The 20,115-nt window shown below is 70.0% G+C and carries 19 protein-coding genes and 1 pseudogene; 11 read left to right on the forward strand and 9 right to left on the reverse strand.

Going from position 1 to position 20,115, the window contains the following annotated elements; genetic code table 11:
- The 8 genes and pseudogenes from DFR41_RS27720 to DFR41_RS15455 all read left to right on the forward strand — a co-directional run.
- The coding region (locus tag DFR41_RS27720; RefSeq protein WP_170159388.1) for an amidohydrolase family protein at positions 1-379 on the forward strand (379 nt) is incomplete at its 5' end.
- A complete protein-coding gene (locus DFR41_RS15425; protein WP_244917765.1) occupies positions 376-1,365 on the forward strand; it encodes a tripartite tricarboxylate transporter substrate binding protein in 990 nt (329 codons plus the stop codon). The genes DFR41_RS27720 and DFR41_RS15425, both read left to right, overlap by 4 nt.
- A gap of 814 nt (positions 1,366-2,179) precedes the next feature.
- Complete coding sequence (locus DFR41_RS15430) at positions 2,180-3,343, forward strand: acyl-CoA dehydrogenase family protein (protein ID WP_017762013.1); 1,164 nt, start codon at positions 2,180-2,182, stop codon at positions 3,341-3,343.
- A 13-nt stretch (positions 3,344-3,356) separates the two neighbouring features.
- Positions 3,357-4,493 (forward strand): acyl-CoA dehydrogenase family protein, encoded by a 1,137-nt coding sequence (locus tag DFR41_RS15435; RefSeq protein WP_114803336.1) that lies wholly within the window; start codon positions 3,357-3,359, stop codon positions 4,491-4,493.
- A gap of 55 nt (positions 4,494-4,548) precedes the next feature.
- Positions 4,549-6,084 (forward strand): annotated as a pseudogene (locus DFR41_RS15440) (acyl-CoA synthetase); the annotation flags it as partial.
- The gene (locus DFR41_RS15445) at positions 6,084-7,103 is read left to right on the forward strand and encodes a phosphotransferase family protein (RefSeq protein ID WP_114803338.1); all 1,020 of its coding nucleotides are present in this window, start codon (positions 6,084-6,086) and stop codon (positions 7,101-7,103) included. The pseudogene DFR41_RS15440 and the gene DFR41_RS15445, both read left to right, overlap by 1 nt.
- Complete coding sequence (locus DFR41_RS15450) at positions 7,100-7,549, forward strand: DUF6285 domain-containing protein (RefSeq protein ID WP_147284364.1); 450 nt, start codon at positions 7,100-7,102, stop codon at positions 7,547-7,549. The genes DFR41_RS15445 and DFR41_RS15450 overlap by 4 nt, the downstream gene beginning before the upstream one ends.
- 115 nt (positions 7,550-7,664) lie before the next feature.
- Complete coding sequence (locus tag DFR41_RS15455; protein ID WP_017761291.1) at positions 7,665-8,630, forward strand: Bug family tripartite tricarboxylate transporter substrate binding protein; 966 nt, start codon at positions 7,665-7,667, stop codon at positions 8,628-8,630.
- A 36-nt stretch (positions 8,631-8,666) separates the two neighbouring features.
- Here DFR41_RS15455 and DFR41_RS15460 read toward each other — a convergent pair whose 3' ends face one another.
- From DFR41_RS15460 to DFR41_RS15500, 9 genes are all read right to left on the reverse strand, one after another.
- Complete coding sequence (locus DFR41_RS15460; RefSeq protein ID WP_114803339.1) at positions 8,667-9,554, reverse strand: crotonase/enoyl-CoA hydratase family protein; 888 nt, start codon at positions 9,552-9,554, stop codon at positions 8,667-8,669.
- Positions 9,554-11,344: an FAD-dependent oxidoreductase gene (locus tag DFR41_RS15465; protein ID WP_114803340.1), complete on the reverse strand. Its 1,791-nt coding sequence runs from the start codon at positions 11,342-11,344 to the stop codon at positions 9,554-9,556. The genes DFR41_RS15460 and DFR41_RS15465 overlap by 1 nt, the downstream gene beginning before the upstream one ends.
- Positions 11,341-12,315, reverse strand: coding sequence for a Bug family tripartite tricarboxylate transporter substrate binding protein (locus DFR41_RS15470; protein WP_114803341.1), 975 nt, complete (start codon positions 12,313-12,315; stop codon positions 11,341-11,343). The genes DFR41_RS15465 and DFR41_RS15470 overlap by 4 nt, the downstream gene beginning before the upstream one ends.
- A 141-nt stretch (positions 12,316-12,456) precedes the next feature.
- A complete protein-coding gene (locus tag DFR41_RS15475; RefSeq protein ID WP_114803388.1) occupies positions 12,457-12,936 on the reverse strand; it encodes a MaoC/PaaZ C-terminal domain-containing protein in 480 nt (159 codons plus the stop codon).
- Positions 12,937-13,110: 174 nt separating this feature from the next.
- Positions 13,111-13,938 carry a FadR/GntR family transcriptional regulator gene (locus DFR41_RS15480; RefSeq protein ID WP_114803342.1) on the reverse strand — a complete coding sequence of 276 codons (828 nt, stop codon included), beginning with the start codon at positions 13,936-13,938 and terminating at the stop codon, positions 13,111-13,113.
- An 18-nt stretch (positions 13,939-13,956) separates the two neighbouring features.
- A complete protein-coding gene (locus tag DFR41_RS28180) occupies positions 13,957-14,784 on the reverse strand; it encodes a FadR/GntR family transcriptional regulator (protein WP_017761297.1) in 828 nt (275 codons plus the stop codon).
- A 76-nt stretch (positions 14,785-14,860) separates the two neighbouring features.
- Positions 14,861-15,658, reverse strand: coding sequence for an enoyl-CoA hydratase/isomerase family protein (locus tag DFR41_RS15490; protein WP_114803344.1), 798 nt, complete (start codon positions 15,656-15,658; stop codon positions 14,861-14,863).
- Between the two features lie 14 nt (positions 15,659-15,672).
- Positions 15,673-16,071, reverse strand: coding sequence for a Zn-ribbon domain-containing OB-fold protein (locus DFR41_RS15495; RefSeq protein ID WP_114803345.1), 399 nt, complete (start codon positions 16,069-16,071; stop codon positions 15,673-15,675).
- Between the two features lie 4 nt (positions 16,072-16,075).
- A complete protein-coding gene (locus tag DFR41_RS15500; protein ID WP_114803346.1) occupies positions 16,076-17,251 on the reverse strand; it encodes a thiolase domain-containing protein in 1,176 nt (391 codons plus the stop codon).
- 175 nt (positions 17,252-17,426) lie between these two features.
- Here DFR41_RS15500 and DFR41_RS15505 point away from each other — a divergent pair, with 175 nt between their 5' ends.
- Genes DFR41_RS15505 through DFR41_RS15515 form a run of 3 tightly spaced genes read left to right on the forward strand, consistent with a single transcriptional unit; the run spans position 17,427 to position 20,102 of the window.
- Positions 17,427-18,200 (forward strand): SDR family NAD(P)-dependent oxidoreductase, encoded by a 774-nt coding sequence (locus tag DFR41_RS15505; protein WP_114803347.1) that lies wholly within the window; start codon positions 17,427-17,429, stop codon positions 18,198-18,200.
- A gap of 25 nt (positions 18,201-18,225) precedes the next feature.
- Positions 18,226-19,290 (forward strand): DUF7064 domain-containing protein, encoded by a 1,065-nt coding sequence (locus tag DFR41_RS15510; protein WP_114803348.1) that lies wholly within the window; start codon positions 18,226-18,228, stop codon positions 19,288-19,290.
- Positions 19,287-20,102: an enoyl-CoA hydratase/isomerase family protein gene (locus DFR41_RS15515; RefSeq protein WP_114803349.1), complete on the forward strand. Its 816-nt coding sequence runs from the start codon at positions 19,287-19,289 to the stop codon at positions 20,100-20,102. Before DFR41_RS15510 ends, DFR41_RS15515 begins: the two co-directional genes overlap by 4 nt.
- Positions 20,103-20,115 lie beyond the last annotated feature (13 nt).

Consider the following 20,115-nt stretch of genomic DNA (forward strand, 5'->3'; position numbering starts at 1 on the left):
GCTCACGCGCGATGCGCTGTACTGGGCGACGATGGGCGGGGCGAAGGCGTTCGGGCTGGATGGGAAGACGGGCTCGATCACGCCGGGCAAGCAGGCGGATCTGGTGATGTTCGACTGCCGTGGGATGAACATCTTTCCGGCGCTGGCCGGGGGCAATGCGGCGCACATCGTGGTGATGTACGCGGAGACGTCGGACATCGAGAACGTGATGGTGGCGGGGCGCTGGGCCAAGCGTGGGGGCGCGCTGTGCTTCGACGCCGCGCGCCTGGCGCGGCTGCACGAGGAGCTGATGGCCTCGCGCATGCGCATCTTCGAGCAGGGGAGCTACAAGTCCGTCCCCGTACAGCGGGGGCCTCAACCGGAGCATTTCTTCGTATGACTTCCAACACCCGACGCACCCTTCTGGGTGCAGCCCTTCTGATGGGCACCGGCACGGTGCTGGGCCAGCCCGCAGCCTCGGCCAACTGGCCCAACCGGCCGGTGCGCATCGTCCACGGTTTCACCACCGGCGGTCCCGTGGACAACCTCGCACGCCTGCTGGCCGCGCAGTTTCCGGACGCCTTCGGGCAGCAGGCCATCGTCGAGGGCAAGCCGGGGGCGGGCGGCACGATCGGGGCGAATTTTGTCGCCAAGGCCGAGCCGGACGGCTACACGCTGTTCCTGATGGCATCCGGCCACTCGGCGGCACCGGGCCTGTACAAGTCATTGCCGTTCGATGCCGTCAACGACTTCACGATGGTGTCGATGGTGGCGCGCAGTCCCTTCGCCATCATCGCCAACCCCGATGCGCCGTTTCGCACCGTGCAGGAGTTCGTGCAGCAGGCGCGCGCCCAGCCCGGAAAAATCGACTACGGCTCCGGCGGCACGGGTAGCGGCATGCATCTCGCAGCCGTGCTGTTCCAGGCCCGCGCGCAGCTGCAGCTCACCCATGTGCCGTACAAGGGCGGCAACGCGCCGGCGCTGGCGGTGATGGCGGGCGAGGTGCCTGTCATCTTCACTTCGCTCGCGGGCATGTCGTCCCACATCGAGAGCGGAAAGGTACGGGCGCTGGCCGTGACCTCCGGCACGCGCTTTGCCGCCATGCCGGCGATCCCCACCGTGGCCGAGACGGTACTGCCGGACTTCGACGTGAGCGCGTGGTATGCCCTGGCCGGACCGCGCCGGCTGCCACCGACCATCGTGGCGCGGCTCAACGACATGGTGCAGGCAACCCTGCGCCGACCAGAGGTGGTCCAGGGACTGAAGCTGCAGGCGGCGGAGCCCTGGGCGACCAGCGCCGCCGAGGCACAGGCCTTTCTCGCGACCGACGTTGCGCGCTGGACGCGCGTGGTGCGCGAAGAGAACATCGCCCCGCCTTCGCCCTGAGACGTCACCGGGCCGTGGCGCGGGTCCGTGCTGCCGCGGCACAGGGTGACAGCGTCGGTCGCCGACGGCTGGCACTTGTCGATGTTGCCGTTCGCCATGGTGCGTGGGTGGCCTGCGCGATCAGTTGGTTGAAGCGGTTCGCCGACGTGGTGTTGCGCAGGCCGTGGCCCTGCTGGCAGAGGGCCGCGCGTTGGTCGACGGCGGCCCCGATGACGTCGAGTTCCTCGCGTGTGGCCCGTTCGCAGGCCGGACGGGTGACGACCGCCCTCCACGCGATGCGTGCCTCGGTTCCGTTGGGATGGAGACCTGCTTGGGCCACACCATGTCGCGAACCTTCCGGGCCAGTCCATTGCGGATGAAGCCGCCGCCGTCATGCCTGTGAACGTCTCTGCCACGCCAGCCGATCCCCCGGTTGTGAAGCGTTTCATGCACGGCGCCGAAGCGCCGAATTGCTCCGTTAGCTCCTTCTCGGCGGCAAGCCTGTCGCCGGGGCGCAGGTCGCCGCGCGCGAGTTGCTCCCGGGTCTGGCCGGACACCGAGTCAAGCTGCGGCGCGCAGGCACCGGCTGGAGCAGGGGCTGGCGATCGCGGCAGCTTCTCTGGCGTCCGCGGGAGCGCCGGGCCGCTGCAAAGGCTATTGAACTTGCTTCCGCGGGTGTTGGATGAACCTCTTTGCATAGTCGCAAAGCAGGCCCGGGCGTGTCGGCTGCCCCTGCCCTGCCGGTCACGATGAAATTGGATTGCCGTGCATGATTGGTTCAACCATAATATTCATGCCGGCGACTTCCCGAGGCTGGAGACAAAAAGAGGACGAGATGGATCTGGAGTTCACACCGGCGCAGCGCGCCTTCCGTGCCGAGGTACGAGCTTTCATCGATGCGCGTCTGCCAGCGGACATCCGGGCGCGCCTTCGCGCCGGGCACCCGCCGCGCAAGCAGGACACCGTGACCTGGCAGCGCATCCTGAACGAGCGTGGCTGGGCAGCGCCGCACTGGCCCGCGCGCTACGGTGGTGCCGAGCTGGGGCAGATGGAGCGCCTCATCCTGATGGACGAGCTCTACCGTGCGCCCGCACCGCTGCCGCAGGTGTTCAACCTCACCATGCTCGGGCCGGTGTTGATGAAGTTCGGCACGCCGGCACAGTGCGACCATTTCCTGCCGCGGCTTGCCAACCTCGACCTGTGGTTCTGCCAGGGCTTCTCGGAGCCGGGTGCCGGATCGGACCTGGCCTCGCTGCGAACACGGGCCGAACGCCGCGGCGATCACTATGTGGTCAACGGGCAGAAGATCTGGACGACCACCGCCCATCTTGCCGATTGGGTGTTCGCGCTGGTGCGCACCGACCCCGAGGCGCGCAAGCAGGCGGGCATCTCCTTCCTGCTGATCGATCTGAAGTCGCCCGGTGTCACGATCCGGCCCATCCACTCCATCGACGGCGGTCATCACCTCAACGAGGTCTTCTTCGACGACGTTCAGGTGCCCGTGGGCAACCTGGTGGGTGAGGAGAACAAGGGCTGGGAATGCGCCAAGTTCCTGCTTGGCAACGAGCGCACCGGCATCGCCAACGTGGGGCTGTGCCGGGAGCGGCTCGACCTCGCGCGCGAGATGGCCGGCCGCGCGCTGCCGCAAGGCGGGCGGCTGATCGACGACGCCGGGCTGCGCGCCGAGATGGCGGCGCTGGACGCGGAGATCCGCGCGCTCGAGCTGACCAATTACCGCTTCCTGCTCACCCCCGCCGAGCAGCAGGCGCTGCCGGCCTTCGCCTCGGTGCTCAAGCTCAAGGGCGTGGCGTTGCAGCAGGCCGTGAATGCGCTGCTGGCGCGGCTGGCCGGGCCGGCCGGCCTGGAGCGGCGCGACGGCGATGAGGAGCGGGTGCATGGCCCGCTGGTGCCGCGCTACTTCTACTCGCGCGCCGCCAGCATCTATGGCGGCACCAGCGAGGTGCAGAAGGACATTCTGGCCAAGGCCATCCTGGGATGAGACAGGGAATCCGATGAATTTCGAACTCGATGACGAGCAGCGTGCGCTGCAGGACAGCCTGGCGCGGCTGATGGCCGAACGCTATGGCTTCGAGCAGCGGCGCGCCCATGCCGCCAGCGAGGGCGGGCACGATCCGCTGACCTTGCAGCACCTGGCCGAGCTGGGTGTCACGGCGCTGGCGGTGCCGTCGGCGCACGGGGGCTTCGATGGTGGCGCCCGTGCCTTGCTGCCGGTGATGCGGGCCCTGGGCGGTGCCCTGTGCCTGGAGCCGCTGCTGCCGCAGGTTCTGGCCGCGACGGCCCTGCGCCTGGGCGCGGACGAGGCGCTGTGCGCCGAGCAACTGCCCGGTCTGGCCGATGGCACCACGCGCATGGCCTGGGCGCACGACGAGACGGCCGGCCGCCACGCGCCCTGCTGGATCGAGACCCGCGCGACGCACCGCGGCGGGGGCTGGGTGCTCGATGGCGCCAAGGCCCATGTGCTCGGGGCGGACCTGGCCCGCCATGTCGTGGTCAGCGCGCGCACCGGCGGCGCGCCGGACGATTCCGCCGGCCGCGCGCTCTTTCTCGTCGATGCCGATGCGCCGGGCCTGCAGTGGCGGCGCTATCGCCTGGTGGACGACACGCCGGCCGCCGAACTGCGGCTGGCGGGCGTGCCCGCCCGTCCGCTGGTCGATCCGGCCGACGGCGACGCGGGTGGCCGTGCCATCGACGGTGTGGTCGCCATGGGCACGGCCCTGGCCTGCGCCGACATGCTGGGCGCGGCCGAGACAGCCAACCGGCTCGCGGTGGATTACCTTCACACCCGCAAGCAGTTCGGCCGCACCATCGGCGAGAACCAGGCGCTGCGCCATCGCGTGGCCGAGATGCGGGTGGACCTGGAGATGGCCCGCAGCATGGCCATGGCCGCCGCCGTCGCGGTCGACCTGCCCGATGGCGACGACGCGGGCCTCGACCTGCACCGCGCCAAGCTGTGCATCGGCCGCCATGCGCGCGAGGTGGCGCATGGCGCGATTCAGCTGCACGGGGGCATCGGCATGACCGAGGAATACGCCGTCGGCCACTGCCTGCGCCGCATCCATGTCATGGACCAGCTGTTCGGCGACAGCGGTGCCCATGCCGCGCGGCTGGCATCCATGCTCGCCGCATGACGGGCACCGATTGCGCGACCCCCTTAGATAAAACGAGAGACAACGAGCAGGCAAGAATGCCATGAACGAAGCCATGATCTATCTGGATGACCAGGGCGTGCCCCGGTCGCAGGTGCAACTGCAAGCCCGGCGCGCCGCCACCGGCCTGGCGGAACTGGGGGTGATCGAGGGCGACTGCGTGGCGCTGCTGCTGCGCAACGACTTCGCCTTCTTCGAAGTGCAGCAGGCGGCGGCCGCCCTCGGTGCCTATGCGGTGCCGCTGAACTGGCACGGCAAGGCCGAAGAGTTGCTCTACATCCTGGAGGACGCCCATCCCAAGATTCTGGTGGCCCATGCCGACCTGCTGGCGCTGCTGCGCGGCCGCCTGCCGGCGGGGCTGGTGGTGCGCGTGGTGCCCACGCCGCCGCAGGTGCTGGCGCGCTATGGCGTCGACGCCGCGCGAGCCCTGCCCGCGCCGGACGAGGTGCTCTGGCCGCAATGGTGCGAAGGCTTCGCGCCGTGGGACGCGCCGCCGCGGCCCAGCCGCGCCACCATGATCTACACCTCGGGCACCACGGGGCATCCCAAGGGCGTGCGGCGTCATCCCTCCACGCCCGAGCAGGCGCAGGCCTATCGGGAGATCATCGAGCGGGTGTACGGCCTCGTGCCCGGCGTGCGGGCGCTGATCACCGGGCCGCTGTATCACGCCTCGCCCAATGCCTACGGCCGCCAGGCCTTCGGCGCGGCGGAGCTGCTGGTGATGCAGTCCAAGTTCGACGCCGAAGAGACGCTGGCGCTGATCGCCAGGCACCGTATCACCCATGCGGTGATGGTGCCGACCATGTTCGTGCGTCTGCTCAAGCTGCCACCCGAGGTGCGCGCGCGCTACGACGTGGGCTCGCTGCAGTGGGTCACGCACACCGGCGCGCCCTGCCCGCGTGAGGTCAAGCAGGCCCTGATGGACTGGTGGGGTCCGGTGGTCTACGAGACCTACGGTGGTACCGAGGTCGGCACCGCCACCCTCGCCACGCCGCTGGACTGGCTCGCCCATCCGGGCTCGGTGGGCATGCCCACACCCGGCACCCAAATCGCCTTCTACGGCGAGGACGGCCGGCCGGTGCCCGAAGGCGAGATCGGCGAGATCTACATGCGCGTGTCCGCCTATCCCGACTTCACCTACCTGAACAACGACGCCAAGCGCCAGGGCGTCGAGCGCGACGGCCTGATCAGCGTGGGCGACGTCGGCTACCTCAAGGACGGCCGGCTGTACCTGTGCGACCGCCGCTCGGACATGGTGATCTTCGGCGGCACCAATGTGTACCCCGCCGAGATCGAGATGGTGCTGGCCCAGTGCCCGGGCGTGCACGACTGCGCGGTCTTCGGCATCCCGGACGAGGACTTCGGTGAGTCGCTGGCCGCCGCCGTGGAGCGCGAGCCCGGCGCGCAGCTGACGGAGGCGGACATCCGGCACTACCTGGAAGCGCGCCTGGCCCGCTACAAGGTGCCGCGGCGCATCGACTTCCATGCCGCCTTGCCGCGCGAAGACAGCGGCAAGATCTTCAAGCGCCGGTTGCGCGACCCCTTCTGGCAGAACACCGGCCGGCAGATCTGATGGCCGCCCCGCCGAGCGACGAAGTCGCCGCCGCCCTGGGTCCGGTGCTGGCGCGCCGCTTCGGTTCGCCCGGCGAGGTGCGCGGCCTGCAGCGCCTGACCGCCGGCGGCACCAAGGCCACCTGGGCCTTCGACTGGGCCGCGCCGGGCGCTCCGCCGCTGCCGCTGATCCTGCAGCAGACAGCCGCACGCGGCGCCGTTGCGGGCTCAGTCCCCAAGCTCAGTGGTCCCCAGGAGGCCGCACTGATGCAGGCCGCGCGCGCCGCGGGAACGCCTGCGCCCGTGGTGGAGGCGGTGCTCAGGCCCGAAGACGGCCTCGGCGAGGGCTACGTCACCGGCCGCGTGGCGGGCGAGACGCTGGGCCGACGCATCCTGCGCGACGAGGCCTTCGCCGCTGCCCGTGGCCGCATGGCCGCCCAGTGCGGCGAGATCCTCGCCACGATCCACCGCACGCCCACGGCCGGGCTGACCTTCCTGCAGGTCTTGACGCCCGCGCAGGAGCTGGAGGCCTACTGTGCGCTGCTCGATGGCTGCGGCGTGCGCCATGCCGCGCTCGATCATGCCGTGGCCTGGATCGGTCGCCACCTGCCGAAGCCGGTGCCGCCGGCGCTGGTGCATGCCGACTTCCGCACCGGCAATCTCGTCGTCGGGCCGGAGGGCGTGCGCTGCGTGCTGGACTGGGAGATCGCCCGCATCGGCGATCCCATGCAGGACCTGGGCGTGCTGTGCATGCGCACCTGGCGCTTCGGCGGGCCCGGCGAGGTGGGCGGCTTCGGCGCGCGCGAGGCGCTCTATGCCGCCTACGAGTCGGCCTCTGGCCAGCGGGTCGATCCGCTGCGGGTGCGCTTCTGGGAAGCCTTCGCCAACCTCAAGTGGGCCATCGCCTGCGCCCGTCGCGGCAGCCAGAAGCGCTCCGATGGCCGCGCCGCCAGCCTGGAACTGGCCGCCATCGGCCGTCGCATGGAGGAGCCGCTGTGGGACTTCCTGAACCTGGTCGCCCCGCCGGAGGTGATGACGTGAGTGCGCGTATGCGGGACGAGGCCGAAGGACTGCCCGGGCCTGCACGGGTGCCGCCGGCCGAGGTGCTGCTGGACGCCGCCGCCGACTACCTCGACCTGGAACTGCGCCCTTCGCTGGAGGGCTATCACGCCTTCCAGCTGCGGGTGTGCGTCAACGTGCTGCGGCTGGTGGCCCGTGAGCTGCGTCTGGGCCCGGCGGCCGACGCGCGGGCGCGTGCCAGCCTGGCCGCGCTGCTGGGCAGTGTTGCGGACACGGACACTGCAACAGTCGCAGAGGCGCAGGCCCGCGGGGCCGCGCCGGACGACGTGTTGGTAGCGGCGATGGCGTCCGGCGCTTTGCCGCTCGATTCGCCCGCACTGCTCGCGCACCTGCGCGATGGACTTCGGGACGCGCTTGCCATCCACAACCCCCGGTGGGTGCAGCCGGACGGCCGCCGCGACGGCTGAGTGCGGGGCCATCCTGCGGCGGCCAGCCGCGCCAGGCCGCCTCCGCGTTATTCCCAAGCACACGCAGGTGGCAGGCTGATAACGTGTATGGTTCAACCAATAGACGAGGCAACCCATGGAACTCTCCCGGCGACAGGTGCTGGCGGCCGGCCTGGCCACTCTGGGCGGCGCCACCACCCCGGTGGCCCGCGCGCAGGGCTATCCCAACAACGTCATCCGCTTCATCATTCCGACGCCGCCGGGCGGCGGCCACGACATCATGATGCGGCTGGTCGGCCAGAAGCTCACCGAGCGGCTGGGGCAGCCGGTGATCGTGGAGTCCAAACCGGGCGCCACCGGTGCCATCGCGGCCCAGACCGTGGCGCGCGCCGCCCCCGATGGCTACACGCTGCTGCTGGCCTACAGCGCCTTCCTCACCAACCTGCTGCTGCTGCCCAAGCCCGGCTACCGGCAGGAGGATTTCAGCACCGTGGGCATGCTCGCGCTCACGCCCATCGCCCTGGGCATCAGCGAGAACCTGGCGGCCTCCACCCTGCGGCAGTACGTGGCCCTGGCCAAGACCCGGCCGGGGCAGATCGCCTATGGCTCCTATGGCCAGGGCTCGGGCGGGCATTTCGTCGGCGAGCTGTTCAACATGGCCGCCGGCATCGAGACCATCCATGTGCCCTACAAGGGCGAGGCGCCCGCGCTGCAGGACGTGATCGGTGGCCAGGTGCAGGCCGTGTGCGCGTCCATCGGCGGCACCAAGCGCTACCAGGGGCGCATCCGCACGCTGGCCGTGGCCTCGGCGGAGCGCTCGCCCAGCTATCCCGATGTGCCCACCTTCGCCGAGCTCGGCTATCCCGGCGTGGACATGCCGGGCTGGGCCGCCCTGATGGCGCCCGCCGGCACGCCCAAGGCCGTGGTGGACCTGCTCACGAAGGAGGTCAACGAGATCGTGCTGCTGCCCGACGTGAAGGCCAAGATCGCGGAGCTGGGCTTCGACACGGTCGGCTGGGCGCCAGGCCGCACGCAGGCCTTCTTCAAGGAGCAACTGGCGAGCTCGGAGAAGCTGGTGCGCTCGGGGCGCGTCAAGATCTGAGTTCCGGGGGCCGGGCGCCTGCGGGCGCCGCGGCCCTCACCAACTGGGCCGCACCGTGCCGTCGCCGAAGGGTTCGTCCCGTCGGCGCGCAGCGGCCTTGAAGCCCATCGCCGCCACGTCGGCGTCGAATTCCCGCTTGGCCCGGCTCAGGTGCGCGCGGCTGTCCATCTCGGCGGCCAGGCGGGCGATGGTGCCGGCGCCCGCGAGTTCCAGTGCGATGTTGACGATGCGCTTGTTGGTGGCCAGCAGTTCTGCATCGATGGTGGCAAGGCGGCGGGCCAGGGTCATCACCTCCTCTTCCAGCGACGTGGCCGGCGCGCTTGCCACGGCCAGGCCGATCCGCGCCGCATCGGCGCCGCTCACCACATCGCCGCTCAGCAGCAGCCGCTTGGCCCATTGCGGCCCCACGTTGTAGAACCACATTTGGTTGGGCGGCGAGCCCATGGCGCGCGTGGCCGGGAACCCGATGCGGGCGTCGTCCGCGGCGATCACCATGTCGCAGTACAGCGCCAGGTCGGTGCCCCCGGCCACGCAATGGCCATGCACCTTGGCGATCACGGGCTTGTGCAGCGTGAAGGGCGTGCGCAGGAGCTCCTGGAAGCGCTCGAGCTTCCAGGCATCGTCGTCGAAGGAGCCGCTACCGCTGCGGTAGAGGTCCGCGCTGCCCTCGCCGGCGGCTTCGCTGGCATAGCGCGCGTAGGCCGACTGCATGTCGTAGCCGGCGCAGAAGTCGGGCCCCGCTCCTTCGAGCACGATGACGCGGACGGCCCGCAGGTCGTCGGCCTCGAGCAGAGCGGCGCGCAGCTCGACCAGCATGTCCCATGACAGCGCGTTGCGGCGTGCCGGATGGTCGAGGGTGACGCGCGCGACTCCGGCGTCGACCGCCATGCCGACGAAGCGTGCTTCGGTTCGCCACTTGCCCATCAGGCCACCTGCGCCGGTCGGACCACCGGAATGTCGGGCACCGGCCGCCCGCCTTGAATCGGCGCTGCCGCCTGCGTGGGCTGCTGGGCCTGGTCGGCAATGTGGTTGGCCGTGAGATAGGCGAAGGCCATGTTGGGACCGTGCGTGATGCCGGCCGCCGGATAGTTGCCGCCCATCACGCTGGCACGGTCGTTGCCGGCGGCATAGAGGCCGGGAATCGCGCTGCCGTCGGGCCGCAGCACTTCGCCGGTGACGGAGGTACTCAGTCCGTCGAAGGTGCCCAGGTCGCCCATCAGCAGCTTGATGGCATAGAAGGGGCCTTGTGCGAGCGGTGCCACACAGGGGTTGGGCCCATGGTCGGGGTCGGCCAGGTAGCGGTTGAAGCTGTTGCCGCCGCGATGGAAGGCCGGATCCTCGCCGCGGGCGGCGTGCTGGTTGTAGTCGGCCACGGTGCGTGCCAGGCCTTCGGCATCGATGCCCGCGTTGGCAGCCAGTTCCTCCAGCGTGCGGCCACGCAGCAGATAGCCGTTGCGCAGCAGCGCGCCGTGCGGAATCGGTGCCGGCTTGGCGTAGCCCAGGCCGTACTTGCTGAGCGCGGCCTGGTCGCAGACCAGCCACATGGCGGTTTCGGGCATGCCCTCGCAGGCGCGGTGCAGCGCGGCGCCGACGTCGTGGTACGAGTTGGATTCGTTGGTGAAGCGCCGTCCGTTGGCCAGCACCCCGATCACGCCGGGCTTGTAGCGGTCCAGCAGGTGCGGAAACACGCCGGTCTGGCCGCCGCCGAAGTCCACGTGGGTGACCGGCATCCAGGCAGCGGGCTCCTTGAAGCGGATCTGCACCACCCCGCCGGCGTCTTCGGCCATCGCGCAGCCGTCGCCGGTGTTGCTCGCCGGCGTGGGCGAGAGGTGCTGGTGGCCGCGCCGCAGGTGCGGATAGGCCTGTGCGATGCGGCGGGTGTCGTGCGGAAAGCCGCCGCAGGCGAGGATCACGCCATGCCGAGCGCGCAGCGTGCGCTCGTCCCCTTCCGGTCCGGCCACCACGCCAGTGACGCGGCCGCCTTCCACCAGCAGCCGTCGCGCCGGCGTGTCGGTCAGGATGGGAATGCCCAGGTCCAGCGCCGACTGGGCCAGCCGTGCCGCCAGCGCATTGCCGCTGGTGACCTGCACGGCGCGGCGGTAGAGCAGCAGCTCCTTGAGGTGGTTGGCCAGGCGCCGCGCCACGTAGAGGAAGGAGGTGAGCGACTTCGTGGCACGGAAGAAGTGCTTCAGGTCGGCGTTGGACGAGTTGAACATCATCCCCATGAAGGTGATGCTGCGCAGCGGCGGCTTGAGCCGGGCCATGTCCTTGCCCAGGCCGCGGATGTCGTAGGGCTTGGCCAGGATCGAGCGGCCGACGTCGGCGCCGCCCGGGGCGGTGGGGTGGTAGTCGGGGTAGAGCGTGGGCACGAACTGCATGGCCGTCTCGCGCTCCAGGAAGTCCACCATGCGCGGGCCGTTCTCGATGAAGGCGTCCACGGCGGCCGCATCGTAGAACCGGCCGGTCTCGGCCTGCATGAAGGCGCGCACCTGCTCGGCCGTGTCGGCCGGGTTCTGCTGGCGGCCGTGGTGGGTCAGGGGTATCCACAACACGCCGCCCGACAGCGCCGTGGTGCCGCCGAACACGGGTTCCTTCTCGATCACCACCACGTCCAGCCCGCGCTTGCGGGCGGTGATCGCCGCGGTGAGTCCGGCTGCGCCGGAGCCGACGACCACCAGGTCGTGCGCCCCAGCTTCTTCGGCGAGGGTGTTCATTCCGCCTTGATGTTGAACTGGGTGACGATGTCGCGCAGCTGATCGGACTCGGTCTTCATCATCTGTGCGAACTCGGCCGGGCTGCTGGTGCGGGCCACGGCACCGGTGGCCAGAAGCCGGGTCTTGAGCCCGTCGTCAGCCATGATCTTGCGGAAGGCGGCATTGAGCCGGTCCACCACCGCGTCGGGCGTGCCGGCCGGCGCCATCACGCCGAACCAGGCCTGGGCCTCATAGCCGGGCACGGCGCGATTCAGGGGCGGGGTGCCCGGCACCACGCTGGAAGGTTCCTTTGTGCCGACACCGAGCAGCTTCAGGTTGCCCTGCTGCACCTGGCCCAGCATGGCGGAGGAGGGCGTGGTCACCAGCATCTGCACCTCGCCCGTGCGCGCCGCGAGGGTGGAGGCCGCCTCGCCCTTGTAGGGAATGTGTTCGGCCTTGATGCCCGACAGCTGGATGAGCCGTGCGGTGGAGAGATGGCCGTAGGAGGCCGTGCCGGCCGATGCGTACATGACGCCCTTGGGCTGCTTGCGTGCCCAGTCGAAGAAGGACTTGGCATCGTCCGCGGGCACGGCCTTGTTGACCACCAGCACCATGGGCACCACCGAGGTCAGCGTGACCGGCCGCAGGTCCTTGAAGGCGTCGTAGCCGGCCTTGTCGTTCAGCAGCGGCGTGGTCAGCACGCCGTTGTTGGGATAGAGCAGGGTGTAGCCATCGGGTTTGGCACGGGCGACCAGCTGCGCGGCGATGGCGCCCGAGGCGCCCGGGCGGTTGTCCACCACGATGGGCTGGCCCAGCTCCTTGCCCAGCGCGTCCTGGAACATGCGCACCTGGCCATCGCTGGTGCCGCCGGCCGCATAGGGCACGACGATGGTGATGGGTCGGCTCGGATAGGCCTCCTGGGCGGCTGCAAGGGCCGGCGCCGTGGCAGCGAGGGCGAGGCAAAGGAGTCGGGCGGCGGTGGGGCGGTGCATGGAGGGTCTTCCTTGTGTCGGCGCTTCGGCGAGATTCAATGGTTGGGCCAATGAGATTGTGGCCCGTCGCCGCCTGAAGTCCAAGTTAGGGGTTGACCGGAGGACGCTCCCGACCGCAGCCCGTGCCCGGCCGCGCGTTGGTCAGGCGACCGCAGGCCGGCAGCGGTACATGTTGCCGATCACCATCGTGTGCACCGTCTCGCCGCGCTGGTTCTTGACGATGCGTTCGCAGGTCACGATGCCCTTCGTGCCGCTGCTGGTGAGCTTCTTCTCCACCGGTGTGATCAGCGCATGGATGGTGTCGCCGGCCTTCACCGGCAGGTGCATGCGCCACTGGTCCAGGCCGGTCATGGCGATGATGGTGCCGTCGTTGATGCCGGTGAGGCACTGCAGTCCGCCCACGATGGCCAGCACCAGCGGGCCATGCGCGATGGGCTCGCCATAGGACTGGGTCTTGCAGAACTCGTGGTCGACATGCGGCGCGTTGTGGTCGCCCGACAGACAGGCGAAGTTGACGATGTCGGTCAGCGTGACCGTGCGCCGCGAGGTGACGATGGTCTGGCCAATCTCGAAATCCTCGAAATACATCCCGCGCGGGGTGCGTTCGTAGGTGTAGGACATGGTGGTGGCCGCACGGCTGCAAGCCATGCCGTTGTCAATGGTAGAGCCATTCTATGTCCGGGACGAGCGCGTGCGCAACGCGACCGCGTCGGGCATGCGATCGCGTATCGGCCTTCGCCGAGCGGCGAGGCGCGGGAAGCAGGAGATGGGAAGCGGGCGTGGTGGCCGCGGCGCTCAGCGCTTCTTCGCCGGGGCGCGGCTGCGGGGCGCGGGCGCCGACGCGGCGTCATCGGTCGCCAGGTGCGAGAGGTAGCCCTTCTGCAGGCGCTTGAGGCTGGCCTCCATCTCGGCCACGGCGGCGTCGACGTCGCGCGCCTCCATGTGCTTGAGGAAGCGCTTGCGCGAAGGCAGCACGAAGGCGTTCTCGTACTCGCCCAGGGTTTGGATGAAGCGGCTGAGCACGGCGATCAGGCTGTCCATCATCAGCACCATGAGCGGGTTGCCCGTCATGCGCGCGAGGATGCGGTGGAAGTCCAGATGCATCTCCGCACGGCGCTGGAAGTCCCCATCCTTCGTGGCCTGCGCCGCGGCCTCGACGTTCTTGCGCAGCGCGTCCAGGTCCGCAGGCGTGGCCCGGCTGCAGGCCTCGCGCACGATCACCGACTCCAGCCAGATGCGCGCCTCGGTCAGGTGCGCCGGCGTGATGGTGCCGATGTGGTAGAGGTCCATCAGGCTGGTGGTGATCGCCAGGCCCGAGCCTTCGCTGATGAAGGCGCCACCGCTGGCGCCCTTCTGCAGCCGCACCAGGCCGGCATGCTCCAGCGAACGCAGGGCCTCGCGCAGTGTGTTGCGCGACACACCGAACTGCACCGCCAGCGCCCGCTCCGCCGGCAGGCGGCTGCCCACCTTCAGCCGGCCTTCGGCCAGCTCGGTGCGGATCTGGTCGGCGATCTCCTCGAAGGCGCGGGCCGAGCGCACGGCCTGGAAGCGCACGGCCGGCGCCGCGGGGTCGGGCTGCGGCGTGGCGGAGAGAACGGAGGGAGAAGAGGTCTTGGTTGCCATGGGTCTGGAGTTGCGGCCTCAGGCGGCCCGGCGGGCAGCGGTGCGCTTGGTCGCCGCCTTCTTGCTTTCGCTTTCGAGGTAGTCGTTGATGAGCTTGAGGTGCGCCGTCATGGCCGCCGCCGCCGCCGCCGCATCGCGGGCGCGCAGGTGCTCGAGCACCTTGCGGCGCACCTGCATGAAGTCCTTGCGCGGCCGCGGGTCCACCTGGGCCAGCAGGCCGCGGATGATCTCCGACAGCGCATCTACCATGGCCGCGAACACCTCGTTGTGGGTGGCTTCGGCGATGAGCTGGTAGAAGCGGATCACCGAATGGGTGTTGCGCGAGCCGTGGCCCTGCCGGAACAGATCGGTGTGGTAGTCGATGTCGGCCTCGATGGCATCGATCTCCTCCTCGGTGGCCCGCTCGCAGGCCAGGCGGATGGCCACGGCCATCAGTTCGATGCGTGCCTCGGTGACATGGGCGATGGACGCCTGCTGCAGCGACACCATGTCGCGCACGGACTGCGTCAGGCTGGTGGGCTTGCCGTTGCGGATGAAGAAGCCGCCGTTGAGGCCGGTGACGGCCTCCACCACCCCGGCCGACTCCAGGCTGCGCAGCGCCTCGCGCACCGCGCTGCGGCTGACGTCGAACTGCTCGGCCAGGTCCTTCTCGGCGGGCAGGCGATCGCCGGGGCGCAGCTCGCCGCGCGCCAACTGCTCGCGGATCTGGCTGCTGACTGCTTCGAAGGTGCGGCGCGTGCGCACCGGCTGGAACAGGGGCGTGACGGCCGGCTCGGCGACGGCGGCTGGGGCGCGGGGGCCGGCTTTGGCGCGCGGTACGGAGGGGGAGATGCGCTTCGTCGGCATTGGATGAACCTCTTTGGGCGATCGTAATACAGCGACGACACGCATCCGGCCCGGGGCGCCCGCCCGGCGGACCCGATCAGGGCCCTGTCGGCGGAAAGCCGCGATACGGCGGTGGCCGGCGCGCCAGCATCGCCTCGATGGCCTCGCGTGGCTCGGGCGCGGCGAAGGCGGCGGCCTGGCCGCTCGCCTCCATGCTGAACAGGGTCTGCTGGTCCGCATCGAGCGACGCGTTGAGCGCAGCCTTGGTCAGCGCCAGGGCCGTGGGCGCGGCCTGGGTGAGGCTGCGGGCGATGGCGGCGGCGCGGGCCTCCAGCGCCTCGCTGGCATGCACCTCCATGGCGATGCCCAGTCGCTGCGCCTCGTGTGCATCAATGTCGCGGGTGGAGAAGATCAGCTCCTTGGCCCGCTGCACGCCCACCGCGCGCGGCAGCAGGTACATCGCCCCCAGGTCGGGCACCAGCCCGAGCCGGAGGTAGGCCATGCAGAAGCGCGCGCGCTCGGAGGCCAGCACGATGTCGGCCGTGAGCGCCAGCGCGAAGCCCGCGCCCATGGCCGGGCCGTCCACGGCCGCGATGACCGGCCGCCCCAGGTGGAGCATGTCCTGGATGAAGCGCAGCCCCCCGCGGATGCGTTGCTGCCAGTAGGCGGGCCCGGAATCCAGGTGCTCCTTCAGCACATGCAGGTTGCCGCCGGCACAGAAGGTGCCCGGCGTGGCGGTGAGCACCAGCACGCGGATGCCGGGGTCGTCGCGCACCTGCTCCAGCACGGCCATCAGGTCGTTGCGCAGCTGGGCGTCGAAGGGGTTGTGGATGGCCGGACGGGACAGGCGAACCCAGCCCACCTGTTCGCGGACCTCGAACTGCAGCGTGTCCATGGGGCGGTCGTCCTTCAGGCCGGTGTGAACATGGGCACCAGCGTCCCGTCCTCGGCAGGCTTGAAGCACACCTGCACGCGCTGGCCGATGCGCAGCGAATCGAGGTCGCAGTCCACGATGTTGGTGAGCATGGTGATGCCCTCGTCCAGCGCCACGTAGGCGATGGCGTAGGCCACGGGACCCGCGCGGCGCGTGACGCTGACGCTGTAGATCGTGCCCCGGCCCGACAGGCTGCGCCACTCCGTGTCGCCCTGGCAGAAGGGGCAGACCGGCCGCGGATACCAGTGCGGCTTGTGGCAGCTCGTGCACTGGCGGGTCAGCAGCAGGTGGTCGGCGGTGGCGGCCCAGAAGCGCTCGGTGGCGGCATCGTGCGGCAGCGTGGTGAGGGGGCGTTCGGTGTAGGGCGTCGCCATGATGTCATTCCCTTTCCATGATGAGCGTGGCACTGCCGTGCCGCGAGCCGAGCAACCCGCCGGTGCCCTGGGCCAGCGCCAGCCGGCAGTCGGGCACCTGCACCTTCGGATGCGCCTCGCCGCGCAACTGGCGCACGGCCTCGATCACCTTGGTGATGCCGCCGCGGTTGGCCGGGTGGTTGTTGCACAGGCCGCCGCCGTCGGTGTTGAAGGGCAGCTTGCCCACGCCGGAGATGAGGTTGCCGTCGGCCACGAAGCGGCCGCCCTGTCCCTTGGCACAGAAGCCCAGGTCCTCCAGCTGCATCAGCACGGTGATGGTGAAGCTGTCGTAGATCGAGGCGTACTGGATGTCGGCCGGCTTTACGCCAGCTTCGGTGAAGGCAGCGGGGCCGGACACCGCGGCGCCCGACCAGGTGAGGTCCACCGCGCCGCCGAGCTGGCCCTTGATGGTTTCACCGGCGCCCAGCACCCGCACCACCGGCCGCTTCAGCTGCCGGGCGATCTCGGGCCGCACCACCACCAGTGCGCCGCCGCCGTCGCTCACCACGCAGCAGTCGAGCTTGTGCAGCGGATCGGAGATCAGCGGCGAGGCCAGCACCTCCTCGACGGTGACCACGTCCCGCAGCATCGCGTGCGGGTTGTGTTGGGCATGCTGCGAGGCGGCGACCTTGATCCAGGCCAGCTGCTCGGCGGTGGTGCCGTACTCGTGCATGTGGCGCGCCGCGGCCAGGGCGTACATGTTGACGGTGACCGGCGAATACGGCATCTCCCACGCCGCGTCGGGCGTGGCCGCCGTCACCAGGCGCGCACCGACGCCCACGCCGCTGCCGCCCTCGGTGCGCGGCCGCCCGGCCAGGGTGATCAGGGCCACGTCGCACTTGCCCGCGGCGATGGCCTGGGCGGCATGCGCGACGTGGATGAGGTAGGCCGAGCCGCCGGTGTCCGTGTTATCGATGTGGCGCAGGCGGGTCAGGCCCAGGTAGTCGGCCATGCTGTTGGCGCCCAGCCCGGGCGCGTCGCCGGCGCAGAAGTAGCCGTCCACGTCCTGCAGCGTGAGGCCGGCATCGGCCAGTGCGCCGCGTGCGCATTCGGCATGCAGCTGGGCCACGGTCTTGTCCGGCGCCTTGCGCGTCGGATGCTCGAAGGCCCCTGCGATGCAGGCCTTGCCCTTGATGGTCATCGGCGTTTCTCCTGTGAGCCTTGAAAAGCGGCTGTGATCATAATATTGGTTCAACCAAAAAGGCACGCGACACGGATGCGACAGATGCGATGGCCGTTTGCACCGGCCGACCGTTGACGCCGCAAGCAGCCAGCAAATATTATTGGTTCAACCAAACAATATTGAATGTCTATCCATGAACCCTCTCGTCACTCTGCAGGACCGCACGGTGGTCGTCACTGGCGCCGGCCAGGGCATCGGCAAGGCGCTCGCCGAATTGATCGTCCGGCTCGACGGGCGCGTGGTGGCGGTGGACATGAACGGCGAAACCCTGCGGTCCACCATGGCCGAGCTGCCCGCCGACCGTGTGATGACCGTGGTCGGCAGCGTGACCGACGCCGCGCTGGCCACCCGCGCCGTGGACGAGGCGGTGGAGCGATTCGGCGCCCTGCACGGCCTGGTCAACAACGCCGGCATCACCCGTCCCGCCATGATCGAGAAGATGACCGACCAGCAATGGAAGGACGTAATCGACGTGCACCTCACCGGCAGCTTCTACTGGCTGCAGGCCGTGGGCCGACACATGGTGGCGCGGTCGCGCGGCGGCGACACCCGCGGTGGCTCGATCATCAACATCTCTTCCGACGCCGGCCGCAAGGGCTCCATCGGCCAGATCAACTACGCCGCCGCCAAGGCCGGCCTGCTGGGCATGACGATGACCGCGGCTCGCGAATGGGGCCGCTACAACATCCGCACCAACTCCATCTGCTTCGGCGTGGTGGAAACGCCCATGACCGAGGTGGTGCGCGGCGAGAAGTTCAAGGACGGCATGCTGGCGCAGATTCCGCTGGGCCGCTGGTCCACGGCCGAGGAGGCGGTGCGTATGCTGGCCTTCCTGCTCTCGGATGCCGGCAGCTACATGACCGGCCAGCACATCGGCGTCAACGGCGGCTTCCACATCAGCCTCTGAGCGCCGCGACCCGCCAGGAGCCCCCATGTACATGCCTCCCGACACGCGCCTGCGTCTCGATCCGCGTGACGAGTACACCCACACGCCCGAAGCCGCAGGCAACTACAACGAGAGCATGTACTTCAATGCCTTCGACACGGCCACGGGCGTGGGCGCCTGGTTCCGTCTGGGCAACCGGCCCAACGAAGGCCATGCGGAGATGACCTGCTGCATCTACCTGCCCGGCGGGCGGGTGGCCTTCATGTTCGGGCGGCCGGCCATCGACAACAACGACGCCATGGATGCAGGCGGTATGCGCTTCGAGGTGATCGAGCCCTTCCGCCGTCTGCGCTGCAGCTACGAGGGCGAGCTGCTCATCATGGACGACCCCCTGGCCATGGCCAATCCAAGCCGTGCCTTCAAGACCTGTCCGAAGAAGCCGGGCGCGTTCGTGCTGGACTTCGAGGGCATCTCGCCCATGCATGGCGGCGAGATCGTCACGATGGACGGGCGGCCCATCGACGTGGACCCGGCGCTGTCGGTCTATCGCGGTCACACCGAGCAGAACATGGCCGTCACCGGCCACATCACGGTGGACGGGCAGCGCTTCGACTTCGTGCAGGGCACGGGCTACCGCGACAAGTCCTGGGGCCCCCGGCATTGGCACAGCTTCTTTTGGTACAAGTGGATCCCGGTCACCTTCGACCGCGACTTCGGCGTGCTGCTGTCGATCAAGGGCCGGCCCGAAGGCGGCGCGAACCGCATCAGCGGCAACGTGCTGCGCGGCGGTGTCTACGAGCCGGTGATCGACGGCCGCATCGAGACCGACTACGACAAGGACTGGTATCCGCGTGCGGTGACCGCCACCGTCACCACTGTCCAGGGCGTCTACCTGCTCCAGGGCAGGGTGTTGTGCACCGTGCCGCTGCGCCACAGGCGCCGCGACGGTGGCAGCGACACCCGGATCACAGAAAGCCTGACAGAGTGGCGCTGCGGCGACCGCATCGCGCTGGGCATGACCGAGTTCTGCGATCGGATGGACGGCGGCGTGCCGGTCTCCGAGGCCGGCCGTGCCACCCCCGCTGCTGCCATGCCGGAGGCCGGCCGGTGAGCGGCGCGAGTGACCTGCACGTGGGCCGCGAGGCGGCCGCCCTCGTGCTCACCCTCGACCGTCCGGGCAGCCGCAACGCGCTCAGCCCCGCTTTGGCCGACGCACTCACCGCCGCGCTGCGGGAGGCGCAGCAGGACGATGCGGTGCGTTCGGTCGTGCTGGCCGGCGCGGGCGGCGACTTCTGCGCCGGTGGCGACCTCAAGGCCATGGCCGATTCCGGCCCGCGCACGGCCGAGCAGCGCCTGGCCGGCATGCAGCGCTACCGTGCGCTGGCCGAGACCCTGCTCGGCCTGGACAAACCCCTCATCGCGGCGGTCGACGGTGTGGCCTTCGGCGCCGGGTTGAGCCTGGCCCTCACGGCCGACATCGTGCTCGTCAGTCGCCGCGTGCGGCTGGCCATGGCCTTCCAGCGCGTGGGCATGGTGCCGGACCTGGGCGCCTGGTACACGCTGCCGCGCGTGGTCGGTCTGCAGCGGGCCAAGGAGCTGATCTTCTCGGCCCGCGAGTTCGGTGCCGACGAGGCGCGGCAGATGGGCCTGGCGCTCGAAGTGCTCGCGCCCGCGGCGCTGCTGCCGCGCGCCTTGGCCGTCGCACAGAGCTTTAGCGGCGCCTCCCCGGTGGCCATGCGGCTGAGCAAGCGGGCGCTGCAGGCTTCGTTGCAGAGCGGGCTCTGCGCCATGCTCGACCTGGAGGTGCTGTCCAACCCCGTGGTGGCCGCCAGCGACTACGTGGCCGAGGCCGTCCGCCGCTTTGCCCACAAGGAGCCGGCCCAGTTCCAGTGGCCGACGCCCCCTTCCTCCAACGACGCCTGACGCGGCGCTTCTT

Source organism: Pseudacidovorax intermedius (genome assembly GCF_003350475.1).
In the GTDB taxonomy this organism is placed as follows: Bacteria; Pseudomonadota; Gammaproteobacteria; order Burkholderiales; family Burkholderiaceae_C; genus Xenophilus; species Xenophilus intermedius.

Bases quoted from the DNA above. Each gene is read 5' to 3' on its own strand.
- DFR41_RS15425 (WP_244917765.1), top strand. From the start codon at position 376: ATGACTTCCAACACCCGACGCACCCTTCTGGGTGCAGCCCTTCTGATG.
- DFR41_RS15430 (WP_017762013.1), top strand. From the start codon at position 2,180: ATGGATCTGGAGTTCACACCGGCGCAGCGCGCCTTCCGTGCCGAGGTA.
- DFR41_RS15435 (WP_114803336.1), top strand. From the start codon at position 3,357: ATGAATTTCGAACTCGATGACGAGCAGCGTGCGCTGCAGGACAGCCTG.
- DFR41_RS15445 (WP_114803338.1), top strand. From the start codon at position 6,084: ATGGCCGCCCCGCCGAGCGACGAAGTCGCCGCCGCCCTGGGTCCGGTG.
- DFR41_RS15455 (WP_017761291.1), top strand. From the start codon at position 7,665: ATGGAACTCTCCCGGCGACAGGTGCTGGCGGCCGGCCTGGCCACTCTG.
- DFR41_RS15460 (WP_114803339.1), bottom strand. From the start codon at position 9,554: ATGGGCAAGTGGCGAACCGAAGCACGCTTCGTCGGCATGGCGGTCGAC.
- DFR41_RS15465 (WP_114803340.1), bottom strand. From the start codon at position 11,344: ATGAACACCCTCGCCGAAGAAGCTGGGGCGCACGACCTGGTGGTCGTC.
- DFR41_RS15470 (WP_114803341.1), bottom strand. From the start codon at position 12,315: ATGCACCGCCCCACCGCCGCCCGACTCCTTTGCCTCGCCCTCGCTGCC.
- DFR41_RS15475 (WP_114803388.1), bottom strand. From the start codon at position 12,936: ATGTCCTACACCTACGAACGCACCCCGCGCGGGATGTATTTCGAGGAT.
- DFR41_RS15480 (WP_114803342.1), bottom strand. From the start codon at position 13,938: ATGGCAACCAAGACCTCTTCTCCCTCCGTTCTCTCCGCCACGCCGCAG.
- DFR41_RS28180 (WP_017761297.1), bottom strand. From the start codon at position 14,784: ATGCCGACGAAGCGCATCTCCCCCTCCGTACCGCGCGCCAAAGCCGGC.
- DFR41_RS15490 (WP_114803344.1), bottom strand. From the start codon at position 15,658: ATGGACACGCTGCAGTTCGAGGTCCGCGAACAGGTGGGCTGGGTTCGC.
- DFR41_RS15495 (WP_114803345.1), bottom strand. From the start codon at position 16,071: ATGGCGACGCCCTACACCGAACGCCCCCTCACCACGCTGCCGCACGAT.
- DFR41_RS15500 (WP_114803346.1), bottom strand. From the start codon at position 17,251: ATGACCATCAAGGGCAAGGCCTGCATCGCAGGGGCCTTCGAGCATCCG.
- DFR41_RS15505 (WP_114803347.1), top strand. From the start codon at position 17,427: ATGAACCCTCTCGTCACTCTGCAGGACCGCACGGTGGTCGTCACTGGC.
- DFR41_RS15510 (WP_114803348.1), top strand. From the start codon at position 18,226: ATGTACATGCCTCCCGACACGCGCCTGCGTCTCGATCCGCGTGACGAG.